At 65.4% G+C, this 21,086-nt stretch carries 32 protein-coding genes; 8 read left to right on the plus strand and 24 right to left on the minus strand.

Going from position 1 to position 21,086, the window contains the following annotated elements; all coding sequences use genetic code 11:
* The 24 genes from ARC78_RS14140 to ARC78_RS14260 form a co-directional block, all read right to left on the minus strand.
* Positions 1-535: hypothetical protein (locus ARC78_RS14140; RefSeq protein ID WP_057506529.1), on the minus strand; the 535-nt coding region annotated here is incomplete at its 3' end.
* Complete coding sequence (locus ARC78_RS14145; protein WP_054659304.1) at positions 535-1,146, minus strand: hypothetical protein; 612 nt, start codon at positions 1,144-1,146, stop codon at positions 535-537. The genes ARC78_RS14145 and ARC78_RS14140, both read right to left, overlap by 1 nt.
* On the minus strand, positions 1,146-1,655 hold the full coding sequence (locus tag ARC78_RS14150; RefSeq protein WP_145974350.1) for a hypothetical protein: 510 nt from the start codon (positions 1,653-1,655) through the stop codon (positions 1,146-1,148). Before ARC78_RS14150 ends, ARC78_RS14145 begins: the two co-directional genes overlap by 1 nt.
* Positions 1,656-1,696: 41 nt before the next feature.
* Positions 1,697-3,532, minus strand: coding sequence for a hypothetical protein (locus ARC78_RS14155; protein ID WP_054659300.1), 1,836 nt, complete (start codon positions 3,530-3,532; stop codon positions 1,697-1,699).
* Positions 3,532-4,317: a hypothetical protein gene (locus tag ARC78_RS14160; protein WP_241772752.1), complete on the minus strand. Its 786-nt coding sequence runs from the start codon at positions 4,315-4,317 to the stop codon at positions 3,532-3,534. The genes ARC78_RS14155 and ARC78_RS14160 overlap by 1 nt, the downstream gene beginning before the upstream one ends.
* A 2-nt stretch (positions 4,318-4,319) precedes the next feature.
* On the minus strand, positions 4,320-5,555 hold the full coding sequence (locus tag ARC78_RS14165) for a phage adaptor protein (RefSeq protein WP_054659298.1): 1,236 nt from the start codon (positions 5,553-5,555) through the stop codon (positions 4,320-4,322).
* Positions 5,556-5,626: 71 nt separating this feature from the next.
* Positions 5,627-6,187, minus strand: a complete 561-nt coding sequence (locus ARC78_RS14170) for a hypothetical protein (protein WP_057506531.1) — start codon at positions 6,185-6,187, stop codon at positions 5,627-5,629.
* Positions 6,187-6,495 (minus strand): hypothetical protein, encoded by a 309-nt coding sequence (locus tag ARC78_RS14175; protein ID WP_057506532.1) that lies wholly within the window; start codon positions 6,493-6,495, stop codon positions 6,187-6,189. Before ARC78_RS14175 ends, ARC78_RS14170 begins: the two co-directional genes overlap by 1 nt.
* Before the next feature lie 49 nt (positions 6,496-6,544).
* Positions 6,545-7,606: a phage major capsid protein gene (locus ARC78_RS14180; protein WP_096144985.1), complete on the minus strand. Its 1,062-nt coding sequence runs from the start codon at positions 7,604-7,606 to the stop codon at positions 6,545-6,547.
* 170 nt (positions 7,607-7,776) lie between these two features.
* Positions 7,777-8,913, minus strand: coding sequence for a hypothetical protein (locus tag ARC78_RS14185; RefSeq protein WP_057506533.1), 1,137 nt, complete (start codon positions 8,911-8,913; stop codon positions 7,777-7,779).
* A gap of 29 nt (positions 8,914-8,942) precedes the next feature.
* Positions 8,943-10,973 carry a hypothetical protein gene (locus ARC78_RS14190; protein WP_057506534.1) on the minus strand — a complete coding sequence of 677 codons (2,031 nt, stop codon included), beginning with the start codon at positions 10,971-10,973 and terminating at the stop codon, positions 8,943-8,945.
* Positions 10,970-12,325 (minus strand): terminase large subunit domain-containing protein, encoded by a 1,356-nt coding sequence (locus ARC78_RS14195; protein ID WP_054657371.1) that lies wholly within the window; start codon positions 12,323-12,325, stop codon positions 10,970-10,972. The genes ARC78_RS14190 and ARC78_RS14195 overlap by 4 nt, the downstream gene beginning before the upstream one ends.
* Entirely contained in the window at positions 12,312-12,722 is a 411-nt protein-coding gene (locus tag ARC78_RS14200; RefSeq protein ID WP_057506535.1) for a terminase small subunit, read from the minus strand. Before ARC78_RS14200 ends, ARC78_RS14195 begins: the two co-directional genes overlap by 14 nt.
* Before the next feature lie 221 nt (positions 12,723-12,943).
* Positions 12,944-13,399 (minus strand): hypothetical protein, encoded by a 456-nt coding sequence (locus tag ARC78_RS14205; protein ID WP_054657375.1) that lies wholly within the window; start codon positions 13,397-13,399, stop codon positions 12,944-12,946.
* 214 nt (positions 13,400-13,613) lie between these two features.
* Positions 13,614-14,063 carry a RusA family crossover junction endodeoxyribonuclease gene (locus tag ARC78_RS14215; protein WP_054657379.1) on the minus strand — a complete coding sequence of 150 codons (450 nt, stop codon included), beginning with the start codon at positions 14,061-14,063 and terminating at the stop codon, positions 13,614-13,616.
* The gene (locus ARC78_RS14220) at positions 14,060-14,341 is read right to left on the minus strand and encodes a hypothetical protein (RefSeq protein WP_054657381.1); all 282 of its coding nucleotides are present in this window, start codon (positions 14,339-14,341) and stop codon (positions 14,060-14,062) included. The genes ARC78_RS14215 and ARC78_RS14220 overlap by 4 nt, the downstream gene beginning before the upstream one ends.
* A complete protein-coding gene (locus ARC78_RS14225; RefSeq protein ID WP_054657383.1) occupies positions 14,341-14,814 on the minus strand; it encodes a recombination protein NinB in 474 nt (157 codons plus the stop codon). Before ARC78_RS14225 ends, ARC78_RS14220 begins: the two co-directional genes overlap by 1 nt.
* Positions 14,811-15,032: a hypothetical protein gene (locus ARC78_RS14230; RefSeq protein ID WP_054657385.1), complete on the minus strand. Its 222-nt coding sequence runs from the start codon at positions 15,030-15,032 to the stop codon at positions 14,811-14,813. The genes ARC78_RS14225 and ARC78_RS14230 overlap by 4 nt, the downstream gene beginning before the upstream one ends.
* On the minus strand, positions 15,029-15,238 hold the full coding sequence (locus tag ARC78_RS14235) for a hypothetical protein (protein ID WP_054657387.1): 210 nt from the start codon (positions 15,236-15,238) through the stop codon (positions 15,029-15,031). The genes ARC78_RS14230 and ARC78_RS14235 overlap by 4 nt, the downstream gene beginning before the upstream one ends.
* Entirely contained in the window at positions 15,238-16,728 is a 1,491-nt protein-coding gene (locus ARC78_RS14240) for a replicative DNA helicase (protein WP_241772753.1), read from the minus strand. The genes ARC78_RS14235 and ARC78_RS14240 overlap by 1 nt, the downstream gene beginning before the upstream one ends.
* On the minus strand, positions 16,715-17,554 hold the full coding sequence (locus tag ARC78_RS14245) for a hypothetical protein (protein WP_145974351.1): 840 nt from the start codon (positions 17,552-17,554) through the stop codon (positions 16,715-16,717). The genes ARC78_RS14240 and ARC78_RS14245 overlap by 14 nt, the downstream gene beginning before the upstream one ends.
* On the minus strand, positions 17,547-17,726 hold the full coding sequence (locus ARC78_RS14250; protein ID WP_054657391.1) for a hypothetical protein: 180 nt from the start codon (positions 17,724-17,726) through the stop codon (positions 17,547-17,549). Before ARC78_RS14250 ends, ARC78_RS14245 begins: the two co-directional genes overlap by 8 nt.
* Positions 17,723-17,995: a hypothetical protein gene (locus ARC78_RS14255; protein ID WP_145974352.1), complete on the minus strand. Its 273-nt coding sequence runs from the start codon at positions 17,993-17,995 to the stop codon at positions 17,723-17,725. Before ARC78_RS14255 ends, ARC78_RS14250 begins: the two co-directional genes overlap by 4 nt.
* Positions 17,996-18,324: 329 nt before the next feature.
* A complete protein-coding gene (locus ARC78_RS14260; protein WP_054657395.1) occupies positions 18,325-18,531 on the minus strand; it encodes a hypothetical protein in 207 nt (68 codons plus the stop codon).
* A 71-nt stretch (positions 18,532-18,602) separates the two neighbouring features.
* Between ARC78_RS14260 and ARC78_RS14265 the strand changes: the two genes are divergently transcribed.
* From ARC78_RS14265 to ARC78_RS17060, 8 genes are all read left to right on the plus strand, one after another.
* The gene (locus ARC78_RS14265; protein WP_054657397.1) at positions 18,603-19,115 is read left to right on the plus strand and encodes a helix-turn-helix domain-containing protein; all 513 of its coding nucleotides are present in this window, start codon (positions 18,603-18,605) and stop codon (positions 19,113-19,115) included.
* Between the two features lie 34 nt (positions 19,116-19,149).
* On the plus strand, positions 19,150-19,386 hold the full coding sequence (locus ARC78_RS14270; protein WP_054657399.1) for a hypothetical protein: 237 nt from the start codon (positions 19,150-19,152) through the stop codon (positions 19,384-19,386).
* Between the two features lie 125 nt (positions 19,387-19,511).
* Complete coding sequence (locus ARC78_RS14275) at positions 19,512-19,910, plus strand: hypothetical protein (RefSeq protein WP_054657401.1); 399 nt, start codon at positions 19,512-19,514, stop codon at positions 19,908-19,910.
* Positions 19,907-20,155, plus strand: a complete 249-nt coding sequence (locus tag ARC78_RS14280) for a hypothetical protein (RefSeq protein ID WP_054657403.1) — start codon at positions 19,907-19,909, stop codon at positions 20,153-20,155. The genes ARC78_RS14275 and ARC78_RS14280 overlap by 4 nt, the downstream gene beginning before the upstream one ends.
* Positions 20,152-20,292, plus strand: a complete 141-nt coding sequence (locus tag ARC78_RS16800; RefSeq protein ID WP_157722746.1) for a hypothetical protein — start codon at positions 20,152-20,154, stop codon at positions 20,290-20,292. Before ARC78_RS14280 ends, ARC78_RS16800 begins: the two co-directional genes overlap by 4 nt.
* An 88-nt stretch (positions 20,293-20,380) precedes the next feature.
* A complete protein-coding gene (locus ARC78_RS17055) occupies positions 20,381-20,509 on the plus strand; it encodes a hypothetical protein (RefSeq protein WP_256202272.1) in 129 nt (42 codons plus the stop codon).
* Positions 20,502-20,906, plus strand: coding sequence for a hypothetical protein (locus ARC78_RS14285; RefSeq protein ID WP_054657405.1), 405 nt, complete (start codon positions 20,502-20,504; stop codon positions 20,904-20,906). The genes ARC78_RS17055 and ARC78_RS14285 overlap by 8 nt, the downstream gene beginning before the upstream one ends.
* Positions 20,903-21,031 carry a hypothetical protein gene (locus ARC78_RS17060; RefSeq protein ID WP_256202273.1) on the plus strand — a complete coding sequence of 43 codons (129 nt, stop codon included), beginning with the start codon at positions 20,903-20,905 and terminating at the stop codon, positions 21,029-21,031. Before ARC78_RS14285 ends, ARC78_RS17060 begins: the two co-directional genes overlap by 4 nt.
* Positions 21,032-21,086 lie beyond the last annotated feature (55 nt).

The raw sequence follows: 21,086 nt of genomic DNA on the forward strand, positions 1-21,086 counted from the left end.
GCGTTGCAACGCTCACCCAGGGATTCGGCCGCACATTGCGCAGCTTCAGCTGGGAAATGAAATCGTCGCCGGAAGACTTGCGGCCGATCAGGCCCAGGTCGGTGCGCAGCTGTTCGCTGGCCACCGCCTCGCGCTGGCGCTGCTGGGTAGGAGCATCGATGCGCGCCATCAGGCCGGCCGTCTTGGCGGCGTAATCGCCCACACCCAGCGCCGCGTCGTTGGCGGCCTGCCGGTAGGCGTTGCTCACCGCGCCAGCCTGGCCAAGCCCCTGCGTGGCGCTGGCCTGCGCCGCCCGCACCTGGTCCAGGTACTGGTTGCCGGTGCTGGCGCGCTCCTGCTCGGCACTGGACAGGGATCGATCACGAAGCGCGTCGCCCACCGCGCGGTCGGCTTCAGCCTGCCGCACCGAGTTCTGCTGGATCTGCCCGGCCAGGATATTGTCCTGTCGCTTGGCGGTCTTGCGCTGCTCGTTGTAGTTCACGCCGGCACTGAGGCCAGCCATGACCATCGGAATCCAGATCGACTCGGTCCCCATCAGCGGCCTCCTTGCCCAAACCCGGGCGTGTACAGCAGGTTGTAGATATCCCGGTTGCCGCGGCGCTCAGCTGCGGCGTTCCGGCTGTTCTCGTAGATCTTCGACAGCCCGCCGAAGACGTCGCCCAAGGCATTGGTGGTCAGGCTGGCATTGGCGCCGGCCAGGTTGGCCTGCAGCATCTGCGCCGCCCGGGCACCGCCGGCAGTGAGGTCCGCCCCCGACTGCGCCAGCGAGATCATGTTCATGCGGCTCTGCTCGTCGGCATTGCGCAGCTCATTGGCCGCGCTCTGCGCCAGGCGATCGGCAGACAGGACGCCCTGCTGGTAGTCCTGCCCCAGCTGGCGGTTGGCATCCACGGCCACCGAGCCGCCGGTCTGCCCGTTGCGCGCCATCGCGAACTTCAGGCTGCGGTCGGCCGTGTCCTTCTGCCGGTCCAGGTTCTGCCTGTAGAAGCTGCGGCTGGCGCCGAGGAAGTCGTTGATGTCCGCCTCACGCTGCGGGCTGCCGTAGATCTGGTTGATCTGCTGCACCGAGCGGTTGATGTTGGCCTGGCGCAACCCCTCGGCCTGGGTGGCCTTGTTGGTCGCCTTGCTGGATCCGCCGCCGCCCATTACTCACCTCGCAGTCGGGAAAAGTGGGCGACGTCCTCGCCCCGGATGCCGTAGTGGCGCCACACGCCCTCGGCCTTGAAGCCCAGCGAGCGCTCGAACCACTCGATGGCGTGCTCCCGGCTGGTGATGGCGCTGGTCTGCAGCCGATGGGCGCCGGATTCGAAGATCCGATCCATCAACCACCGCGTGCCCTTGGTCAGGCTTCGCCACTGCTCGGACCAGCCCTGTTCGGAGCCCAGCATCCACGCTTGCCACACGCCCGGCCCGGCCGGCTGGAAGCCCCCGGCAGCGGCGGGCAGATCGTCGTCCTGCAGCACCGTCACGGCATACACCCCGCTCAGGTGGGCGGCCTCGATGAACCAACGAACCGCCGCGTCCTCGTCGAACTGCTCCAGCCCGCTCAGCGCGATGAACTGCGCGCGCTCGTCCTCGCGCATCTTCTTGACCAGGTAGACGATGTGCTCCGGCCTGCAGGGGATCACGTTCGAAGGAAGGCGGGCTGTTTTCATGCCGCTATGCTCGGCCAGCCCGTCATCGGTTCAACGGAGCATCAGCTCATCGGCCGGCTGTCCTGCAGATAGAGCTGCAGGGCATTCCACTGCCATTGCTCGGAGCCGTCATAACGCAGCTCCACAGCCAGCGACGCCGCCGCCAGCGGCATCGGGATCACCATGCCAGGCACGGTATCCGCCGGCACCGGATAGCCCGGCGTGAACAGGCCGCCGTTGCTCTGGTCGATGCCAAAGGACACGGAGACAGCGCCGGTGCCAACGACATCGAAGCCGTAAAGCATCTTGGTCACGCCCGGCTGCCCGAAGTCCAGCCACGGCCAGCGGATGAGGCCCGGGAAGGGGACGACCGTGGGCACCGGCGGATCATCGCCCACCATCACCTCATCGCCCAGCACCGTCTCATCCACGCGATGCACGTGATCTCCCGACCGCAGGTACAGCGAATCCCCCGCGATCGCCCAGTCCTCGACCACGAACGGGAACTCGTACCGGGACCAGGCGCCCACCTGTCCGATCCGGGTCATCGTGTAGACGAACACATGCGTGTCGGTCTCGCGCGGGAACATCAGCCAGTATTGTCCGGCCGCCGGGAAATACAGGCCCAGCGGCGCCACGCCATCGGCCATGGCCGCCTGGACCAGCGGATCGATCGGCATGCCCACGTCGCCGGCCTGGAAGTTGGTGCTGCTGGCGGCGATACCGACGGTGCGCACCCCCTGCGAGGCCAGGAAGAACAGATCGTTCGACACCGGCGCCATCGCGTGATGCTGCGTGCTCCCCATCGGCAAGGCGTCCAGCAGCGCCATGCTGGCCGGGTCCTCATCGACCTGCCAGAGCTGGAAGGCCTCGGCGTTGAACGGGATCAGGTTGCCGCGGTACAGGCCCATGGCCTCCACCGGGTTGGCGCCGTAGTTCTGCAGGCCTGTGGGCAGATAGCCGGCGTCGTCGCTGCTGGACCAATCCAGCGGATTGACCGTGGCGCTGTAGCGCACGATGTCGTCGTCGGCGCAAAAGACCTTGGATGCGGCGATCCCGACGATCTTGGTGTTCGGGCAATTCGGATCCTCCACGCGGCGCGATACCGCCCGAAAGGTTACCGAGCCATCCTTGACCATCCCGCCATCGTCCTGCGGCCAGTCCGGCTCCACAGTCCCGCTGACGTACAGCGGTTCGGCCGTCCACACCACGCGCGTGGCCGAGATGGCCTCCCAGGTGACTTCGTTGTCGATCACCTGCTGCCCGAGGATGGGTGGCCAGGCCGGCTCGCTCGCCGCCGAGAACCCCGACTCGCTCTGCACAGCCCGGTAGGCCAACCCAGACGGGAGCCCCGCGAAGGTCCCCGAGACCTGCAGGGCGTCGCCCCAGATCGGGTAGTTGTGGTCGGCGACGGACCACAGTGCGATGCCGGCTCGGCAGTAGGCAGCCCCAGCTGGGCAGGTCGCAGTGACGCTGGACCGGTGCCATGCCCCGCCCCTGCCGTCGTTGACCTCGTTGCCCTTATCGGGCGAGCCCAGTGGAGTGTCATCGGCCGCGTACCACTGCACCTCGACCCAGCCGCGCGTTGCGCCCACGGTGGAGGCGCCCTGCTCGATCATGCAGGACGCGGTGATCGACTTTCCCACCGGCACGATGAGGCGGGTCTGGTTCAGCGCCAGGCCCGAGGCGACATTCCCGGGCAGGCGGACGCACCCAACCCCGCCAAAACCATGGCCATCGGAGACGTAGGCCGCGCCGCCGCTGTAATCCCAGCCCGACGCGCCGGCGCTGAAGTCCCCGTTGACCACCGCGGTCGCGCCCGGCGATGGCATGGTGATCGGAACGACGATATCGCCAGGCTGGTACAGAAAGCCGGGCTGCCATACGGCATAGCTCATCAGCGGATCTCCGTGTTGCTTGCCGTGCTGTTCGCGGCATTGCCGTGGCCGTAGCGGTCCGTAACGCTGGGCGGCACCGTAGCGCTGCCGGCGCCTGCTTCGGGAACGGTGTACTGGGCCTGGGCGTCCACCTCTTCGATGACCACCTCGCCGGGATTGGTGGGCCACACCGGCTCGGATGTACCAGAGCGTGGGCTGTCGCCGATCACTTCGGTGGCGACGTACCGGTAGCCGTTGTCGACGATCGGCACCACGACATCGCCCAGTGCTCGGGCCACATTGGGTGCCCACGGCACATAGCCGGCGCGGTCAGACTCCACGCGATAGGCCAGACCGTTGCCATTGCTCGGGCGCACCAACGTGCCGGGCAGATACACATGACCGGGCAGCCACTCCTCGCCCTTCTCCAGCCAATAGTGGCGCACCAGCCCATCTTCGAACTCGGCCACCACGTACAGGTAGCCCAAGAACGGCAGGGCAAAGTGGATGTCCTTGATCGGCGTATCCGCGGCAGACGGATGGCGGATCACCTCCACCTCTACTCGCGGGTCGTCACTGCTCCGGACGTGGTGGGAGAACACCACGAACTTGCCCTTGAACCAGACCAGCCCTTTCGTGCCCTCAGGTAGCTCGGCGTCGATACGCGTGCCGGGACGGCACTTGATGGTCCGCGCCGCGGTCACGTACCCGTTGAGCAGGTCGTACAGCGAGTCCGAAGACGCGCCGCCCTTGTCGCGCAGCCGGGTGATGCCAGCTTTGACCGCTGACATTGCGATCTGCCGCATGCTCAATCCTCCTTCAGCACCGGGCGAACTGCCGGCGCCTGGACGCGGGTGCCCGGGATGTAGCGGCGCGTCTGGTGTGAGCCGGCCACACGGCTACGGATGTAGGCCGTCGCCTGGCTGGCGTAGTTGCCCGCATCGGCCTGGCCGTAGTGCGCCTTGGCGTTGGCCAGTGCCTGCAGGAACACTGCCTCGGGATCCGCCGTCAGCACATCTCCATCTGCCTCCATCGGCGAGGGGCCGAAATCCCCTTTGATGCGTAGCTGCCAGGTGTCGTCTACCGGTGCCGGCCACACCTCGATGCACTGCCGGATCTCGTAGTGCGACGGAATTCCCGTGCCGGTCGAGCCGTACAGCACCGGATTGATGCCGCAGATTAACGGCTGCCAGCTGGAGTCACCCTGCGAGATGCCCACCCATTCCAGCTTGTCCGGGTTCAGCACCCGCGGGCAGGTGTCGACGTTGCCGTCGAGATCATAGAAGCGCACACCCGGTGCCAGATCCCACGTGAACATACGGCGCAGGCGCATCACCGAGTAGCGCTGATACAGGAATTCATGGGCGCTGCGGACGAAGTCGTCCAGCAGCTCTGGCATACCCGGCGGCAAGGCGCCCATGCTCACCTGCACCGAAAAGCCCAGCCGGCGCGCGAGGCGCTCTCGCATCTGCTGCAGCGTGACCGTTGGCTGTGCGTCGTCGCACGCGCAGTTGTAGTCGGTCCCCGTCTCGCCGCCACCATCGTCACCGGCGATCTCGAACTGGATTCGCACCGTGTAGCGCCCCGGCATCGGGATGAGCGATCCGGCAGGCCCAGCTCCGTACTTGGAGGGCCAGAAGTCCAGGTATTTGTCTGCGCCGCCACCCCAAGTCGTGTATGGGATTCGCAGCTGCGTGGGCGTGAAAGATCCCACGATCCCGTAGGGCCCAATGGTGTCGCTGGGGTACGGAGGGGTTTCGTTGAGATATTTGGTGAAGCTGTCGTTCTCTTCGATCTGCGCCGCCTCGTACGAGAGCGTGTCAGCCGATGGACTCTGCGAGTTGAACTCGACGAACTCCACAATGACGACCAGATCCACCTCGTTTCGGAAATTCAGGGTGAAGTCGCCATCGCCGTACTCCGTGTCGGCCTTATCGAATGTGAGAAAGCCGCCGCCAGCAGCTGAAACTCCGCCCCCCAGCTGCAGATGGGTAATGACGGCAACGTCAGCCGGAACGCTATCGAAGTCGTATTTGATGGCCATGTTTCCTCCTGTGAAAAGGCCGACCGGAGTCACCCCCGGCCGGCCGCCGTCACCGCCGCCAGCGGGTCGGGTTACTGCTTGCGGGACTCGCTCTCGTCATCGATCGCGGCCAGCAGATCCTCGCGGGCTTGGCCTTCGGTTTCCGCCGCTTCGATCGCAACCAAGTCCGCATCGCTCAGGCCCTTCAGCTTCTCGGTGATCGAGGCAACATCGCCGGCCAGCAGCTCGGTGAAGTCGGTCGCCGGCGGCGCGTCCTTGCCGGACTTCGCCGCAGCCTTGGCCGCCTTCTTCTCGGCTGCGGTGAGCGCCGGAGCCTTCGCCTCAGCCTTGGCCGCCGACGGCTGCCGGCTGTCGATGAACTTGGCCAGATCCCGCTCGCGGTTGAAGTAGCGAGCGCGCGCCGCGTCGGAGTCAGCGTTGCCGCCGTACTTCTTGACCAGACCAGCGAAGGCGGTGCCGACGTCGAAGTCCTCGAACTGCACGTCCCTGGTTTCGAGTTCGGTCACCAGCTCCTCCCCGTAGATCTCTTCGAGGATGGACTGCTCGTATTCCGGCACGGTGGTCGGAAGCTTGGTGCTGGCGTCGCGGTCGATCAGCAGGGTGACCAGCGTCAGGGTGATGATCTTGGCCATTACTGCACGCCCTCCAGGGTGATCGGGCCCGTGGCAGCGGCACCCAGCTTGACGAACTTCGGCAGGTCGGCGACTTCCACGACCGGGCCGAGATTGGCCGCGCCGCTCAGCAGCGTGACCCAGCCGGCGTCACCGGCCGCTGGGGTGGCACCGCTGGCCAGGCCCGGGTGGCCCTGCAGCAGTACGCCGGTGGTGACCGAGGCATTGCCGCCGAGATGGGCCAAGCCCTCGCGGCCTTCGCCACCCAGTAGCGGCGTCTTGTCCAGGGCAACGATGGCGCTGCCCGCGATGGTTTTCGTGTTCGGCATTTCTTTCTCCTGACCGGCGAGGCTCACCCCGCCGGCACATTGGGGGTGATCAGGCGATGCTGAAAACCGCGTTCGAGTTGCGCTTGCGGCAGGTCAGGCCGTAGTCCGCCGTCAGGCCGAAGTAGTACGTGTAGCGGTCGTACACGCGCGGCGGGGTGCGGCGGATCATCCAGCGGCCCTTGACCGGGCGCAGGCGGATGGCCTTGCTGTTGAGGAAGTAGCCGCGCTTCTTCCACGGGTGGGTGATCGGCCCCAGCTCCTCGTCCAGCGCATCGAAGGTCGGATCCCACACCACCGGCACGCCCTTGAAGGCCAGCGCCTTGGTGCTCGGGTCCACGGTCACGCCACCGGTGGAGGTGCCACCCATGTTGATCTGCCGCCCGATCACCTTCAGTGCGTCAGCCAGCAGCGCGTCGTACATATCCGAGCCGACCGGAATGTAGTTCGGCGCGCCCAACTTGCCGTAGGTGATGGTCTGGCGCCACAGCTTCTCCAGCTGCGCAACCAGGTTGCCTGCGGTGGCGGTGCTGATACCCATCAGGGCCCAGTTGCGCCACCAGGCGGCATTGGCGGCATCAAGGCCACCGATCACGCCAACGTCCGGCGTGGTGCTGACCAGCGCGTCCAAGCCCGGCACCGCCTTCGGGTTGGCCGAGCCATCCAGGTGGATCTCGAGATCCCAGTTCTCCTGGAAGCCGTCCTTCAGCGTGGTCCAGCCCTCCTGGAGCTTGTCCACGATCTGAATCTTCTCGGCATCGGTCATCTGAGCCGATTTGTCGTCGGTCAGGATGATGCCGTTGTTGGCCAGCTCGGTCTCGTTGAGGCTGAAGCCGTCGTGCGCCTCGTAGTGCTGATACGGGGCCGGGCGCACGGTGTCCTTCCGGTTGAACGTGACCTGGTCATCGCCGGAATAGTTCTGGTAGTTGCTGTCGTTGGTGAAGCGCACCTTCTCGTTGAAGATGCCATTACCGAAGACGGTTTCGATCTTGTTGTCGATCAGCCACTTCGCCGTCGGGCGCTCACTGGTGAACTGATCAATCGGGTCGTCAGTCGCATAGGACTGCATCTGGTAGTTGGCGCCGGAGGCCAACTGGGCGGGAGTCAAAGGCATATCGCACCTCGGAGGGAAAGAGGAGCCCGTGTGGGCGTGGTCTCTCGCGTTCCGAGGGCGCGACTCTCGTTTCAGCGCTACCGGCGGCGAACCCGGCTTACGTCACTCGCGATGCCGGCGTTGGCCGGCTGGATCGCAATATGCGCCAGCCGGCATGCCAGTCAACGGGGTTACCGGCCCTGTGCCTTGGCGGCGGCCACGCCGAAGTCAAATGCGTTTTCCTTCGTCGGCGCCTTGCTCAGGTCAACGCCGGTGGCGCGGGCGGGATTGTTCGGTGCCGCAGCGGGCGGGCGCTGGGCCGGCGGCGTTGCAACCGGTGCTGGTGCTGCCAGATAAGCCTGCTGGATTGCCGCTGCCCACTGCTGGGGCGGCAGGGTGCTCTGGATCACCGCGACCATCGGCTGGATGGCCTTGAACTTGGCTTCGAACAGGGGATCAGCAGCACGCAGCTGCTGGCCAAGGGCGCCGACCTGCTGCAGCGCCTGCTGGTGGGCCTGCTCTGCACTGGCTTCCTGCTCGGCCTGCTGGCGCTGGCGCTGCTGGCTGTCCTGCTGAAGTGCCGTGGCGCGGCGCGTCCGGATCAGCTCCTCCGCCGCGGCGCGGGTCATGTCGCCATCGGTCACCTGCTTGGCCAAGTCGGCATGCTCGGTCAGCGGGTCATAGCCCGGTGCCGGCCGGCCCAGCTCCTTGGCCAGCCACGCCATCTCCTGCTGCATGAAGTCGTAGGCCTGCCCCATGGCGGCCGGGTCGCGCGAGTTGATGGCGGCCAGGTAGTTCAGCGCGTTGCCCATCTGCTCCGGATTCGCGCCGGTGGACTTGATGGTCTCCTCCCACTGCTGGCCACGCTCGGCGGCCGGGCGCAGCGCCTCGACCTCCGCGGCCCGCTCGCTCAGTTCGCGGAAGCGCTTCTGGGTGCGCTCGTTGGCGATGCCCAGATCCTTGATCTCGGCGTCGATCGCGTCGGGCTGTGCGGCGTCAGCTGCAGTAGTGGCGGCCGCCGATTCGCCGCCCTGCCCGGCCTCAGCACCAGCAGCAGACGCGGCTGCGCCAGCGCTTTCGCTGCCAGCGGCATCGGTTTCAGCACCGGCAGCAGGCTGGCCATCAGCGGCAGCAGCCGGGGCGGCGCCCTCCTCCAGCACCTCCTGCTCGCGGGCCTTCTCCACGCCCTGGCTGAAGGCGTCCATGGCCTCGGAGTTGGTGTCGCCGTCATTGCTGGCGACGGTGGCTGCGGCCTGAGCTGCAGCGGCGGCGGTGCCGTCATCCTCGACGGCGGTGTTGGTGTCGGGTTCGTTCTGGTCAATACGCACGTGTGTCTCCTCGCTGGCGGCGTTTCGGGTCAAACAGGGGTGATTGCCGGCGGCGTCATCGCGGCCGGGTCAGGCATTGCGGATGCATCAATCGGCGGCTGGCCGCCATCGACACCGAGTGCGAGCGCGGGATCCAGGGCGGGATCGCCCGGCAGTCCCGGCGCAACCGGGGCAGGCGCCTGCGGAATGAAGCTGTAGGGGTCGATGCTGGTATCACCGGCGCGCTTCACTGTCTCAACCGCCAGCTGCTCCAGGCAGTTGGCAATGTCACCCGGCGCCGAACCGCGCATCTGTCCAATCTGGATCGCGGCCTGCTGCAGCTGCGGCAGCAGGATCGACCACTGCTGCTGGCGCAGCGCGGTGGCCGGCTTGCCAGACGAACCGGCACGAATGTCGACTTGGACCACCATGTCCAGCATCTCGGGCTCGGGCACGTTGAACCACATTGCCTCGACACCTGCCATTGCCGCGGCATCCTCGGGCGTCAGGCCGTTGGGCGAGGTGGCCAGCTCGGCGGTATAGACCGCGAGGTCGGACAGCATTTCGTCCAGGCTGTCCCGGGCGTAGCCGATGCGCGACTCCGTACCCTGCTGCTGAATGTCGGCCTCGGTGGCGGTCTTGGCCACTTGGATGCTGGACGACAACGCCTCCTGCACGCCCCAGATCATCTCCAGCTCGGAGCGGATCACCTGCGTGTCGTACAGCGCGGGGTCAATCTGGTTGTAGCTGATCGGGAAAAGCACCTGCTCGGGACGCATGCCCTGCAGGTCCACGCCAACCATTTCACCGGAAGCGGCATCGGCCAGCTTGTTGGCATCCACAGGATCCATTGCACCGCGATCGAACCCCGTCTTCGGGATCGCACGGCGGCGATGCTCGCGGTAGTTCGTGCGGACGCGGTTGTACTCGTCCAGCAGCGAGCGCGAGCGGTCGACCAGCGACTGCGGGTGACGCGCGCCGTCGTTCCAGATCACCGCCCAGCTGAAGAACGGGTAGAACCGCGTGGTGCGCTGCTCCGGCTTGAACGGCTGGCGCAGGTAGCGCGGGCAGCCCTCGGCCAGGGTGATGACGTGGCCGGTTTCCTTGTTCCAGACCTCCCACACGCACACGCAAGCGTTGCTCGTGTCGGTGGCACCGGCCGTCCCCTTGGTGAACGCATCGGCCTGTGCCCCGGGTGCTGCACCACCGAAGCCGGCGCCATCGACTTGCCGGCCTGGCACGCGGAAGTACGCAGTGGCCGAGCCCAGAAGCTCAGCCGCATCCGGATACGTGGCCTTGGCTTTCTCCACCGGCATGAACAGCCGCTGGGCGATCCACGGGCTGTCGGCGTAGGCCTGCAGGCTGGCGCACTCGGGCGCGACTTGGATGTCCTCGGCCCGCACGAAGTCGATGCACAAGGCGTTGAAGATGATGCGCTGCGCCTCGTCCTCGGCCTGCTGCAGTCGCTGCTCCAGCTCAGCGCGCTGGACTGAGTCGTCGCCGACGATGCCCTCGGCCAGACTCGCCTGCAGCTGATTGATCGCCGCCAGGCTGGAGTGCAGGCCGGCGATCTCCTGCTGCAGCGCCGGATTGTTGCCGGTCTCCCGGTGCCACGCCGCCTTGATCCAGCCAATACCGACACTCAGGCCCGATCGCACCAGCGGATCGGCTGCAGCCTTCAGCTTGCCCTTCTTCCAGAGCCGGCCGACGACGATCTCTAGCGTGGTGGCGAACGCCTTCGCTTCCTCCTTGATGCGAGCCGACACAGCCTCGGCCAGGTCGACACTGGTCTCCGGGTCCCGGGCGTACAGGAAGGTCGTCAGGATCCCGACATAGGTGCCGGCGATCGGCACGCGCACGTCGTACACGTCGGCGTTGGCCTGCTCCTGGCAGTACCTGCGGTCCTTGGCGTAGCCCTCGCGGGCGGCTTTGTCGAACTCGCGAGCCTCCTCGATGCGCTTCAGCCAGTCCTTGACCGCCCCTTCTTCCTCCAAGGTGGCAGTGGCGCGGCGCTCGGCTTCGGCCTGCTCCATCTCGTCCGCTTCCATTGCCTGCACCAGCTGGTCGCCGGGACCGGTCATAGCATCTTCCTCTTTCGTTCCATTGCGTCGGCCACGTCGTCGCTGTGCTCCAGCCACTGGCGGCTATAAGGCGTGATGACCCGAGACCGTTCAACGGAGGTTGGCGCGCGTGCGCTGGCCACAGCAGGGAATCGGCTATGGATGAAGTAGCCCAGCGCATCCGGCGGATGGTCAAAGCCGGTGGTTTTGTCCGGCATGCCGTTGGCATCGAACGCCTGCTTCTCCAGCGCTTCAGTCAGCTTCGGGCAGCCGAGTGGGTTCACGCGGAGCCGGCGCACGCCGCGGGCGTTGCACAGCATCGCGTTGACGCTGACCACGCGGGCACGGATGCGGGGATTGGCAGGCGGCACCCGCACGATGAAACCAGCCGCACGCAGCAAGCCCAGGTCCGAGACGCTGGCGTTGTTGGTATGCGTGCTCTCGCCGCTGGCGTCTGGGTAGACGGCGATCTGCCGGTCGCCAAACCGCTCCCGTAGCGCCACGATCATGGCCGGCGTATCACGCACGCCGGTGAACTCCTCCAGCGCCAGCGGCTGCCCGGCCCGGATGACGCAGACGATGGCCGTCATGTTCATCACGTTGAAGTCCATGCCCACGTGGAGCCGGTCTTCGTCGTTGATGGTAGCCAGCGTGTAGTTGAGCTTGCGGCTGAAGGCCGGGTAGACCGAGCCGCTGGTCAGATTGACGAACTGGCCATCGATGTAGGCCTGCACCAGCTGCGCCGGGTACGTCTCGAACAGCGATTCGATGTAGTCGTCCGGGAGGTTGGCCTCGTTGTCGTAGGTGCTGGCGTGCACCTTGCCGTAGAGTCCGGCCTTCTTCGGGTCCTGCCCCGGGATCTGCTCGAACTGCTCGTAGACGAAGTTGAAGCCCTCGGGCGTCGTGGTGACGTCGATGCCGTTCTGCAGGCCGGGCGCCTTCACGCGCAGGCGGGCAATGATCTTGCGCCAGGCCTCATGCGCTTTCTGCTTCTTCAGCGTGTCGATCTCGTCGACCAGCGCCTTGCCCACCTTGAAGCCCACGATGCTCGAGGGCTTGTCCATGGATCGGCAGATCACTGTGCCGCGGTACTGCCGGCCAGCGTATAGGTGCGCTTCCTTGTTGGACTGGTTGATCTGCGCCCGGAGCCCCCAATCGAAGGCCACCTCCTCGATCGTCGGGTAGAAGATGTCGCGGATCTGCGGATAGCTGGGGGCGAAGTACCCGGCCGGGATGCGCGGGAACTCCCAGGCATGCCGGCACAGTGAGCCGCAGCCCACCCAGGTCTTGCCCGAGCCAAAGCCCCCGACGAACGCCCGGAACTTGTGCGGCAGCTGGAGGAACTCGGCCTGCGGCTCGTTAAGCGTTGGCACGTTTCCGCCCGCTGACCACGGTGACCGTCACGGCGGCAGGCGGAGGCGCGTCGTCGTCATCCTTCTCGCCATCGTCCAGCCCTGCCAGCTTTGCCTTCCCCATGGTGGCTTGCACCATTGCGGCGCCCTGCTCCCGCTTCTTGGCAACCTGCCGGGCCTCTTCCAGCTCTGCCACCAGGCTGGCGATCGTGACCCCATGAGCAGCCAGAGCCACCCCTCGGAGCTCATCAAGCCTTGCGGCGATCTTGGGGTTATCGAGCAGCTCCTTCGCCGAGCGGTTGATCGTCTCGGGTTTTGCCTTCTCGGCGCTGTAGCACTGCCGGTAGGCCTCGCTGGCGTTCCCGCTCTCCAGGTAGCGCTGGCAGAAGGCCTCCTGCTTGGGCGTCAGTCCTGCCATGGGGTCAGCCCCCTACAGCAAAGAGTCGCCGATTCCCGGAAGCATTGGCGTCACCGTGGGTCATGGCCCCCGGCCGGCCGCACGCGGCCCCTTCCGTGTCGGCTGCGGGCTGTTGTCGACACCTGCCCGCTGGTCGTGCCGGTACTGCAAATAGCGCCCCGGCCGGCGCTCCGTGATGTGGCTCGATGATTGTGGGCGTCTGGCGGTCGCTCATGCCGCCATTACGCGGCAGCTGCGAACTCATGCAACGGAGGGAAGACGAGTTCCAACTGCACAGGCTTTGGCTCAGCTGCTTGCGCAGGCTCGTCGATCAGCGCACCGGCAGGCAGGTGGAACCGAATGTCCTCGGCCAGCACGTCCAGATCCGGGACTGTCGCATTGCCCCCTCCCATCGGAAGCTCGGCATAGACGCCCATCACGATTCCGTAGTTCTCGGCGTAGAACTTGTCGGTCCTGGCCTCCCCGGCCATCAGCAGGTACACCTCACCCTGCCCGTTGATGGCCACCATAGTTCCAGCGCCGCGGGCATACAGCGTCTGCCGGATGCGCTTCTGCAGCTTGCCGGCCAGGACCTGCAGCGTTGCGCAGTCAGTCAGGTGAAACGCCGGCTTGATGCAGCGCTCTACCTGCCGGCGCGGCGTGGGATCACGGTTGCTGTCGTGGTTCGACGCGGCCATCGTCTCCTCCTGCCCTATCCGTCTCGCAGCTCGTCCAGCACTTCGGTGTCCAGCCGGAACGCCGGCAACTTCCCATCGATCACGCATGCCCCCTGCCGCTCCGGCTGCCGCGCGCAGTGATAAGCGCCCTCGGTCAGCTCCCGGAACTGGCACACCGAGCACCGGCCAAGGCGGTGGATCCGTGCCCGGTACCGCTTCCACATGCGAACGTCGGTCAAGCGGCCACCCCATCCAGCAGCGACGGTGCCGCGGCGAGGAACTCGATCTCGACCTCCACCCGCGCGCCCCTCTCGTCCGGCTCCATGCGCTCGAGCAGAATGCGGCGGTGCTTCTTGTCGTCCACCCAGGCCACGCCGTTCAGCGCGTCGGACAGGACCTTTTCGCAGTTGCCGAGGTCAATGCATTGGACGGTGTCATCCCAGGTGTACGGGTCCTTGCGGGCGCGCTTCGCCCAGTCCTGCGGCCGGTTCGGGTACAGCCGGATGGTCAGCGCGGTGCGGCCGGCATGCGGCTGCCGGATGCCCGCGACCTTGGCCAGGGTGGCGACCACGGCCTTGTAGTCCTTGGCCTCCTTCGACAGGAAGATCGCGGCCCGGCCTTTGATGGTGCCATGGCGCCAGTACCGGTTGGCGCTGGGCGGGTACGGAAGGGTCAGGGTGATCATGCTGCATCCCTCTGGTTGAGCCGGCGCAGGGTCACGTTCAGCGCGGCGAGTTCATCCATCTTCATGACCGTCCACATGCGCTTCTGGCCGTGCCAGCCGTTGAAGCTGCCCTGGTGGCAGTCCTTGCACAGGGCTACGGTCGTGAAGTGCTGGCCCTGGTTGATGTGGTGGGCGTCACTGGGGCTTGGGGCATCGCAAACGCTGCATGGCATGTCCTTGACCGCCTTCAGGTGCGCGTCTTCGGCCGCGGTGATGGCCTTGGCGTTCTTGGTGTGCATCAGGCAACCCTCCGCACCGGCGCCCACATTGCCAGCTCGTCCTCGGCTTTGGCCGACCACCGCACGCCGCGCTCAGCACCGAACGCGTGTGTGAACTCGATGAACTCGCCCATTTTCCGCCGGCTGTACTGGCTGGTCCGGGCACCGAGCATCACGCTGCCGCCGCCGACACCCTGGGCCATGCGCGTCTCGCCCTCGAACGCCGCCGTCAGCACCGCCTTCCACGATTCGGCCGGCATCCGCGCGATAGCCCATTCGCCCTTGCCATTGGTATGAGGCCAGTCCACCTGAGCGGCGATATCGCCCAGCGTCGCCCACATGCAGGCGTTGGCGTCCAGGGTGCGCCGCGGTTCGCGGATCTCAACCTCAGTGTCCTGCCCTACCCCGACGCGCTCCAGTAGCTCGGCGATCGCGCGATCGGCGATCACCAGCCGCTGCGGATTGTCGTGGCGCATCACGAACAGGCGCTTCATGACTCACCCCCATAGCGCAGCTCCAGCAGCAGCTGCAGCTCATGGATGGCTTTCTCGATGTCCTGCCGGCCCTTGCCGCCCTCGCGGTTGTGCCGGGTGACACGCTTCACCACACAGGCCTCCAGGAACCTGAGTTCATTGGCTTCGGCATACTGCACTGGCTGGATCCCGCCCACACGGTAGTGCCCACCGCCGACCTGTTTCTCCAGTGCACTCATTTCCTCGTCTCCATGTCGCGCCGTAGGATTTCCTCCGCACGCTGCATACATCGCTCTTTCGCGCCTTCGCCATGCTCCGTGCAGATGCCTGTCGTGCCGTCCACCAGTCGGTACACCGGGCCGTTGATGCCGTGGAACTTCGGCAGATAGAACCGCCCGCATTCCGAGCGCAGGTGCTGCTTGTTTTCGCCAAGTTGCCAGCGCATCAGAAACCCTCCACGGCAGAAGCAGCCGTCTTCCTTGCGCCGGGGAAGCCTTTCGCCTTTTGCTCTGTCGGCTGCGGCGCCGCTGGTAGCGAGCCTTCCCAGTCATCGATGCGCATCTGGTCGAACCGGTTGCGGAAGTTCAGCCGCGCGCCAGCGCGCACGTTGCGCCCCTTGGCGATATGCATCTCCAGCACGCCCTGCAGGTGGGTCTTGCTTTCTGGTGTGTCGTAGTAATCCTCCCGGTGAAGGAACACGATCACGTCGGCCTTCTGCTCCAGCTCTCCCGACTCACGCAGGTCGGTCAGCGTCGGTCGGCGCTCGGTTCGCCCTGAAACGTTGCGGTTCAACTGCGCGAGCATGACTACGGGAATATTCCACTCCTTCGCTAGATTCTTGCCGGCCTGAGCGATCGCGCCGTACTCGAACCTCGCCTGCTTCGCATCGATCTTGAAATCGTGGATGTGGTCAACCACCAACAGATCCAGCTTGTGCCGGTAGTGCAGCCGACGTGCGCGGGCCTCGAACTGCCGAACGCTGATGCCGGCGGTGTCATCGATGTACAGCTGCGACCCTTTCAGCTGCCGCAGCGCGGTATGCATCCGGGTGGAGTAGCTGTCGGCGTCGTCTGCAGCCAGGTTCGGCGCTTGCAGCCAGTCGTGAGGGATCTCACCCAGTGCTGAAACGTTGCGCGTGTGGCAATCGTCCTGACTCATCTCCAGCGAGAACAGGCCCACGGTCTTGCCGCGCAGCGCAGCGAACGTGGCTAGGTTCAGCCCAAACACCGATTTGCCCATGCTCGGGCGCGCAGCGATCAGGTACAGCGTGGCCGGCTGCAGGCCATGGGTGGCATCGTTGAGTGCATGCCACTGCGTCGGCAAGCCGGTGATGCGCTCGCCACGCTCGCTGCGCTCCGTGAACCGGGCGAACCAGCTCTTCAGGCTGTCGGACGCCAGCAGCAGACCGCCCTTCTGCGCTGGCTGCAGCTCACCGAACTGCTGCCCTGCCTCGGTGATGATCTCAGCAACGTCGCGACCGTCGCGCTCAAACGCAGCATCGGCCAGGTTGTGCCCGAACTCGATCAGCCGGCGGCGCGTGGCCATGGCGCTCACGATCCCAGCATGCGCCACGATGTTGGCCGCCGATGGTGTGGTGCTGGCCAGCTCGATCAGATAGGCGCCATCCCCTACCTGCCCCAGCAACCCGCGGGCCTCGAACCACTCGGCCATCGTCACCACATCGAACGGCTGGCCGGCGTCTGCAGCCTGGCGGATGCTGCGGAAAATCAGCGCATGGTCGGCGCGGTAGAAGTCGGCCTCGGTCAGCGAGTCGGCCACCAATGGCCACGCCTCCGGTGCCAGCATCAGGCCACCCAGCACGGCCTGCTCGGCCTGCACGCTGTGCGGAACCACCCGCACCATCGGCGCGTCATCCGGCATTGCGTACAGCGCGGCCATGCGGTCGATCTCGGCGCGAGCATCAAGCGCGGTCATTTTCGTATTTCCCCTCGATCACTTTCGCAAAATTCGTCGGCCGGACAAGCCATTCCAGGTCGCAGTCGAACGGGCGGCCGTCGCGGCCGATCGTCTTGCCCATCAGGAAATCCGACTCGCGGACGTAGCCGAAAAAGCCCCGCCACCACTCCAGGTCCTGCCGCGCTGGTTGTTCGGACCATCGACGGCCCAGCAGACGCCGTCGCGTTTCGTTCCAGTCGCGGACCTGCCGCAGTTCGGGGAGGACCTCGTGGTACAGGCTGACGATCTGCTGGTGGGGGCATGCAACCCGCCCCGGCTGTTCGCTGTTGTCGTCATCGGGGGCTGAATCGTCGTCACGCTGCGAAGCTGCGGACAAAGAGGCGTTAGCCTCTTCAGCTCTTTCTGTATCTTTATCTTTATCTTTATCTGTCGTGACATTGCGTGACTCGTCGTGACATTGCGTGACATTGCGTGACTCTCGATCACGTTCGCGCTGCTCCCGCTTCCTCTGAGATGCAGTCTTGGCGCGGGTTTCGGAGTTTCCAGCATCCTCGCGCTTGGGTTGCCGCTTCTCCCATCCCGAGATCGCCATCCCCTCAAGCACGCGCCCCTGCATCGCACCGAGCACCGCATCAATCTGCGATTCGTCACAGTCGAGCGCGCTCGCCAAATCCTCATTCGTGACACTTGCGTGACCACGCGTGACATTGCGTGACGCATCAACCAGAAGGTGCAGATAAACGGCCTGAACCAGGCTGATCGGCTGCCCGGAGTGGCGCGCGATAGTCCTCCACTTCGGGTCGTGAGGCATTTCGTGCCACAGGCGAAGCCAGTGATTACTCACCACTACCTCCCAGATCCAGTTGCGGCGATGGCCGCCGCCTACGCTCCGCCCGGGCATCCTCTTCAGCGCAGCGCGCCAGATGCTCGCGCACCTCGTCCTCGGTCATGGCCGGGCCGTGCAGGGCCTCCAGGCACACGTCGCACATCCCCACCTGGTCGCGGACGGGGCTCATGCCGCCACCTGCATCAACGCAGCCAGGCGCTGCACATCGCCCTGCCCGCTCAGTGCGCGCTGCATGTCGACGTACTGGCGCAGCAGATTGGTGCCCGTCGCAGCGCACAGCGGTGAGATCAGCCGATCCGGGATCGGGGCCGACCCCGTCTGCATCCGCGACACGTAGCTGCGGCTGCGGCCGATGCACGCGGCCACGTAGTCCAGCTTGTGGCTGCCGGCGGCAATGGAGACCGCCAGCGCCTGGGCCTCGCTCTCGATCTGACGCACGACCTTTGCCGGTGCGTCTTTCGCCGCGTTGTGCACGCCGAAAGCCAGCCGGAGGGACTTTTGGTTTAACGGGGTTTCATGGCGTTTCATAGCGTTTAACTCCGCGCGAAGGCGAAATAAAGGCCCAGCCCAATGGACTGAGCCGATGGATGTGTCAGTGAGGAATTGCCCGCCGAACGTGATCACGCTCGTGCGGATGTGCGGCCGGCTCTACGCCGTGAGTCGCTGTGGTGATCGGGTTGCCGTGCGGTTCGTGCCGAAGCGCGAACGGAAGCGCCCTGCCCAGCCAGGCGTTGTTGTGCCGTTCCCGAGATGCTGAGGTGGGCATGTCAGGCGACAGCCTCGGCGCTGCTTTCTGCGGCAGGCCCAAACAGATCGGGCCGCTTCTTTGCAGCACGCCAGCACCAGGCATCCGGCATCTGGTCGGTATCTGCGCGCCCCGTCAGCGACTGCTTCGGGAGGCCAAGGAAGCGGGCGAACTCAGCGTTCGTTTCGATGCCGAGGGCGGCTTTTGCGTCAGCGATGGTCGGGTTCATGCCGCAAGTAAATCACTGTTTACTTGCGGTGGTCAACCCGAAGTTACCGCCAAGGGTCAATCATTAGTTACATGACTATCGGTGACCGACTCAGGCAGCTCCGCGAGGGCGCCGACATGACCCAGCCCCAGATGGCCGACATCGTCGGCACGTCGAAGCAGTACGTTGGCCGGCTGGAAAAGGGGCACAACCAGACTCCGAACGGCATCTTTCTCGAAGGCTGGGCGCGGTACTTCGGCGTCAACTTGCGCTGGCTTTCAACTGGCGAAGGCCCTCGTGACGCAGCTTCGTCTCGGCAATCTCAGCTTGCGCGACCCGACCCGGCCATCCTTATTCAGACGCTGGATTTCCTAGAACAGGCCTTCTCATCACTTGGCAAGGATTTCTCCATACGTACTGAGGCAGATCTTTTTGCCGACGCCTACGCATGGATTGCAGAGGATGAGAGGCCTGTGGATCAGAGGAATTTGGTGGACTTCGCCCACTGGCGGGCGAAGCGCGATTCTGACAGGAGTGATGATGAGCAAAACGGACGACTTGCTGGGCAAGCTGCTGCAGCGGATAAACGCAGCGCCGCCAGCTAAGGGGGCAGCAGTCGAGTGCGGCTTCATTGGGAAGATGGATGACATCACCCGGCAGAGCCATGTCCGCGTCATCAAGAGTCTTGTAAGGGCATATCGGCAGTTTGGGTTCCAACTCCTTGTTGACCAGGCCACCGTAGGGGTGGCCGGCATCGATGACCTTTCTGACGACGACCTGATCGCACTCCACAGGGATCTTGAGCGCGGGCGCGAATGCCTCGCCGACGGCATCACATTCGACGAGGCTGGCCTGATTCGCTCGCGGTACGCCTGAAAAGCACAGGGCTGGCAGTGCGCCGGCCCTTTTTTTGCCCATTGAGTAAATTATAGTTGACTGTCGCAAGTAACCCATGATTTACTCCCTCCGTCGGCCCACCCGGGCCATACGGGGAACGGAACATGGCTACGGCCTACGACAACTGGAAGACCCGCAACGACGCGATCGACTCCCGTGAAGAAGCCCGGGACGAGTTCATCGCCGAACGCACCAAGGAACTGACCGCCGAGCGCCTGGCCGATGAGGACCGGGTGGCCGATGCCATCAGCGAGTTCATCGGCTATGAGGACGACGGCGAGCGCTTGCTCAAGTCGCTGGCCCGCTTCCGCGCTGCGTTCGACATCGCGCAGACCGACTGCGGCATGGCCGAGGCCGGCTTGCCGCTGTTCCGCGAGCTGAGCGCCGTTGCCACCTCGCGCATTCGCCGCGACGCCGAGTCCGATGCCTCCAGCGAAGCCGACAAGCACTTTCCTGAGTACGACGACCGCGACCCGGAAGGCTTGCAGGAGCGCGCAGCATGAGCGCCTCCCCCGCCCTCGAAGTCTTCGACCGCTACGTCGTGGAGCTGGAACAGCTGGCCGCCGACAAGCGCGCAGCCGGCGACAGCGCCGAAGTGATCGAGCTGGAAATCCGGCGCACGAAACAGGCTCGCGACAACGTAGAGCGGCTGATCGCTGCTGCCGATAATTCCTATGCCCACGGCTGCCCGTGCGAAACCTGCGAGAACCTGCGCCGCGCGGTGAATGAATGCCGGGGTGCCGCATGAGCACCACTCTCGAGCGCGAGCTGGAGCGCCGTGCACGCGAGGACGCCATCTTCTTGGTCGTGATCGCCGCGGTGTCATTCGGCCTCGGTGTTGGCCTCGGCGTTGGCGTGGCGTCGTTGCTGGGAGCGCTGTCATGAAGCGCTTCGCCTGGAACGTTTTCGGCTACACGGTCATCAGCTGCATGTGGCTGCTGATGCTCTGGTGCGCTGCGCAGGTGCAGCCGTGATGGACGACCCCGACTTCATCAAGGCGATGCAGCAGGGCATCCCGCCGCTGCCAATCCCTGACCCGCTGGACCAAATCGAAGCCGAAAACGGCATCTGCTGCGACGAAAAGGAGAGTTGCGATGAGTGAGTTCAAGGGAACGCCGGGGCCGTGGTCCGTCATCGATGGCGTCCGGGTCCATGCGGCTCTGGGAGCAGATAGCGGTGATGGTGCTCCCGCAGACAGCACCGACGGATGGTGCATCGCGGATGTGAGCTCTGTTCCGGATACGAGCTATCTCGGTACTCCCACGCAGCTCGGCTATGAAGTGATGCGCGCCAACGCCCGCCTGATCGCGGCCGCGCCAGACCACGCCATGGTCTGCCGGGTCCTGTGCGCAGGTATCGCTTACTGGCGGTCGTGGGGTGATCGCAAAGGCGAGTTCTGCATGGACGGGCTTTGCTACGCCACTCAGTTGGACGATTTCGGATGCCCAGTCGTCACCAACGGGATGCGAGTTGCTATCGCAAAGGCAGGTTACGCATGAGCGCCACTCTCGAACGCGAACTGGCGCGCCGCGCCCGCGAGGACGCCATCTTGATGGTGGTGATCGCCGCGGTGTCGTTCGGCCTCGGAGTTGGCGTGGCCACCCTGCTGGGAGCGCTGTCATGAAGCGCTTCGCCTGGAATGTTTTCGGCTACACGGTCATCAGCTGCATGTGGCTGCT

The organism is Stenotrophomonas pictorum JCM 9942 (assembly GCF_001431585.1).
GTDB classification, from domain to species: domain Bacteria; phylum Pseudomonadota; class Gammaproteobacteria; order Xanthomonadales; family Xanthomonadaceae; genus Stenotrophomonas; species Stenotrophomonas pictorum.

Bases quoted from the DNA above. Each gene is read 5' to 3' on its own strand.
- ARC78_RS14155 (WP_054659300.1), bottom strand. From the start codon at position 3,532: ATGAGCTATGCCGTATGGCAGCCCGGCTTTCTGTACCAGCCTGGCGAT.
- ARC78_RS14220 (WP_054657381.1), bottom strand. From the start codon at position 14,341: ATGCACACCAAGAACGCCAAGGCCATCACCGCGGCCGAAGACGCGCAC.
- ARC78_RS14225 (WP_054657383.1), bottom strand. From the start codon at position 14,814: ATGAAGCGCCTGTTCGTGATGCGCCACGACAATCCGCAGCGGCTGGTG.
- ARC78_RS14230 (WP_054657385.1), bottom strand. From the start codon at position 15,032: ATGAGTGCACTGGAGAAACAGGTCGGCGGTGGGCACTACCGTGTGGGC.
- ARC78_RS14280 (WP_054657403.1), top strand. From the start codon at position 19,907: ATGAGCGCCTCCCCCGCCCTCGAAGTCTTCGACCGCTACGTCGTGGAG.
- ARC78_RS14260 (WP_054657395.1), bottom strand. From the start codon at position 18,531: ATGAACCCGACCATCGCTGACGCAAAAGCCGCCCTCGGCATCGAAACG.
- ARC78_RS14170 (WP_057506531.1), bottom strand. From the start codon at position 6,187: ATGGCCAAGATCATCACCCTGACGCTGGTCACCCTGCTGATCGACCGC.
- ARC78_RS14150 (WP_145974350.1), bottom strand. From the start codon at position 1,655: ATGAAAACAGCCCGCCTTCCTTCGAACGTGATCCCCTGCAGGCCGGAG.
- ARC78_RS14175 (WP_057506532.1), bottom strand. From the start codon at position 6,495: ATGCCGAACACGAAAACCATCGCGGGCAGCGCCATCGTTGCCCTGGAC.
- ARC78_RS14205 (WP_054657375.1), bottom strand. From the start codon at position 13,399: ATGGCCGCGTCGAACCACGACAGCAACCGTGATCCCACGCCGCGCCGG.
- ARC78_RS14160 (WP_241772752.1), bottom strand. From the start codon at position 4,317: ATGCGGCAGATCGCAATGTCAGCGGTCAAAGCTGGCATCACCCGGCTG.
- ARC78_RS14240 (WP_241772753.1), bottom strand. From the start codon at position 16,728: ATGACCGCGCTTGATGCTCGCGCCGAGATCGACCGCATGGCCGCGCTG.
- ARC78_RS14180 (WP_096144985.1), bottom strand. From the start codon at position 7,606: ATGCCTTTGACTCCCGCCCAGTTGGCCTCCGGCGCCAACTACCAGATG.
- ARC78_RS14250 (WP_054657391.1), bottom strand. From the start codon at position 17,726: ATGAGCCCCGTCCGCGACCAGGTGGGGATGTGCGACGTGTGCCTGGAG.
- ARC78_RS16800 (WP_157722746.1), top strand. From the start codon at position 20,152: ATGAGCACCACTCTCGAGCGCGAGCTGGAGCGCCGTGCACGCGAGGAC.
- ARC78_RS14190 (WP_057506534.1), bottom strand. From the start codon at position 10,973: ATGACCGGTCCCGGCGACCAGCTGGTGCAGGCAATGGAAGCGGACGAG.
- ARC78_RS14145 (WP_054659304.1), bottom strand. From the start codon at position 1,146: ATGGGCGGCGGCGGATCCAGCAAGGCGACCAACAAGGCCACCCAGGCC.
- ARC78_RS14285 (WP_054657405.1), top strand. From the start codon at position 20,502: ATGAGTGAGTTCAAGGGAACGCCGGGGCCGTGGTCCGTCATCGATGGC.
- ARC78_RS14275 (WP_054657401.1), top strand. From the start codon at position 19,512: ATGGCTACGGCCTACGACAACTGGAAGACCCGCAACGACGCGATCGAC.
- ARC78_RS14165 (WP_054659298.1), bottom strand. From the start codon at position 5,555: ATGGCCATCAAATACGACTTCGATAGCGTTCCGGCTGACGTTGCCGTC.
- ARC78_RS14200 (WP_057506535.1), bottom strand. From the start codon at position 12,722: ATGGCAGGACTGACGCCCAAGCAGGAGGCCTTCTGCCAGCGCTACCTG.
- ARC78_RS14265 (WP_054657397.1), top strand. From the start codon at position 18,603: ATGACTATCGGTGACCGACTCAGGCAGCTCCGCGAGGGCGCCGACATG.
- ARC78_RS14235 (WP_054657387.1), bottom strand. From the start codon at position 15,238: ATGCGCTGGCAACTTGGCGAAAACAAGCAGCACCTGCGCTCGGAATGC.
- ARC78_RS17060 (WP_256202273.1), top strand. From the start codon at position 20,903: ATGAGCGCCACTCTCGAACGCGAACTGGCGCGCCGCGCCCGCGAGGAC.
- ARC78_RS14270 (WP_054657399.1), top strand. From the start codon at position 19,150: ATGGATGACATCACCCGGCAGAGCCATGTCCGCGTCATCAAGAGTCTT.
- ARC78_RS17055 (WP_256202272.1), top strand. From the start codon at position 20,381: ATGGACGACCCCGACTTCATCAAGGCGATGCAGCAGGGCATCCCGCCG.
- ARC78_RS14215 (WP_054657379.1), bottom strand. From the start codon at position 14,063: ATGATCACCCTGACCCTTCCGTACCCGCCCAGCGCCAACCGGTACTGG.